This window comes from Acinetobacter sp. YH16032 (assembly GCF_013417345.1).
Classification (GTDB): Bacteria; Pseudomonadota; Gammaproteobacteria; order Pseudomonadales; family Moraxellaceae; genus Acinetobacter.
In genome coordinates, this window is sequence record NZ_VPEE01000129.1 from 1 (window position 1) to 1,751 (window position 1,751).

Here is a 1,751-nt window from a genome sequence, read left to right on the forward strand (position 1 = left end):
CTATGAGGGATTGACGCATAACTATGAGGGATTGACGCATAACTATGAGGGATTGACGCATAACTATGAGGCGATATATTATTCTCATAATTAATAATAAGGAATACAAAAATGAGTAAGCTCTTAGTAGTCAAAGCAAATAATATTATTGAAGCTAGTTATCAACTGTCTTTGAATGAACAGCGCTTAATTTTGGCGGCTATAGCCTGTATACCCAAAGGCGAAGAAGTGACAGATAACACAGGTTATTGCGTCACAAGGGAATCATTTATTGAGTTAGGTGTTAACCCAAAAACAGCAAGCAGAGAAATTAGAGAAGCATGTGATCGACTTTTTAATAGAGTTATTACAATAACAACTGAAGCAGGGACATTTAAAACTCGATGGGTTCAAGACATCATGAAATACAATAGTGATTGGGCTTTGGCTAATCCTGAATTTATCCAAGAGGTGACAGGGAGCGATCCTTATGCAGAAGATTATATTTTGGCGGCAATAAGGTTTAGTAAGTCTGTATTACCCTTTATTAGTAACTTATCATCTAACTTCACACAATATTTTCTTCAAGACATAGCAGGAGTAAGTAGTGGGTATAGCGTTCGATTTTATGAATTAATGATGCAATTCAAGAGTACAGGTTATCGAAAAATAAGGCTTGATGACTTGCGCAATATGCTTGATCTGAATAATAAGTATCCATTAACGGCAGACTTAAAAAGATGGGTAATAGATACCGCAATTGATGAACTTAATGAAAAATCTCCCATTACAATCAAATATAAACTGTTAAAAACAGGGCGTAAGTTCACACACATAGAATTAAAATTTAAGCAAAAATTGTCACCTAAAAAAATAGAATCTCAGCGAGATCAAAAAACTATAGATATGTTCAGCAACTTATCTGACAGTCAAATTAAGACCTACAGTTCAGTATTATCTAAGGTTCATAGCATCTCTGACTTAGCCGACAATAAAGATTACCCAGCCTTTTCAATATGGATTGCCAATATTTTACGTGACCCTACATCCGTCCGAGAGGAAACCGCAAAGCGGATTTTTAAAGCATTGCGGACTGAAACAGACTTCAAAGACTAAGATTTTATATACATTACGTCATAGGGAATGCTGAGTACAGTTTACGGCAAGTCGGATATTTAGCTTGAATTTTATGTAAATAATATGCCTGATCTTTTTCAAGAAAGCCGTTCAATAAACCACTCTTATCAGTATAGAAACAACGTCCTTTTGCTCTATCCCATGCTAAAAAAGGAGTGGATGGCTTACTTATTGATATAACATCATTATTACAGTGAAGTAGTGCCAGTGAACTTACCTGATAATTTCTTGCTTGGTTACCATCTGGCGGATATGCTAAACCAATTATCAAATTTCCTTTTTTTATATTCTTAATTTTAAAATCGCCATTCCATTCATTTGGGCTAGAATATCTAAACCAAGCTATTAATGGGCGAAAAATAAAATTATGGTTAGAAAATTGAAATTTAGTCTGATTTTTATCTGATTCAAATGATTGAACCCTTGCTATAAATACCTCATTTGGTGAGTGTGGCATACATGCACTAAGATTTTGCGAACCCATGATTGTCGCTAAAATTCCACCCCATAAAATTAGTGTTTTTTGCATTATTTAGATATCTCAATATTTGGTAAGTCAAAAAGCTGTCTATCCCGATCTTCTGTTAAATACTCGTTGAGATCAGCGAGTATTTTTTCTTTATTGGATTCATTCT

General features: G+C 34.3%; 2 protein-coding genes and 1 pseudogene. 1 reads left to right on the plus strand and 2 read right to left on the minus strand.

The features are described 5' to 3' along the window. The first annotated feature begins 111 nt into the window (after positions 1–111). Complete coding sequence (locus tag FTV32_RS16855; protein WP_151710986.1) at positions 112–1,095, plus strand: RepB family plasmid replication initiator protein; 984 nt, start codon at positions 112–114, stop codon at positions 1,093–1,095. Between the two features lie 13 nt (positions 1,096–1,108). Here FTV32_RS16855 and FTV32_RS16860 read toward each other — a convergent pair whose 3' ends face one another. Together FTV32_RS16860 and FTV32_RS17650 are read right to left on the minus strand one after the other, a co-directional pair. Continuing rightward, positions 1,109–1,645 (minus strand): hypothetical protein, encoded by a 537-nt coding sequence (locus FTV32_RS16860; protein WP_253135668.1) that lies wholly within the window; start codon positions 1,643–1,645, stop codon positions 1,109–1,111. Next, positions 1,645–1,751 (minus strand): annotated as a pseudogene (locus tag FTV32_RS17650) (mobilization protein); the annotation flags it as partial. The pseudogene FTV32_RS17650 and the gene FTV32_RS16860, both read right to left, overlap by 1 nt.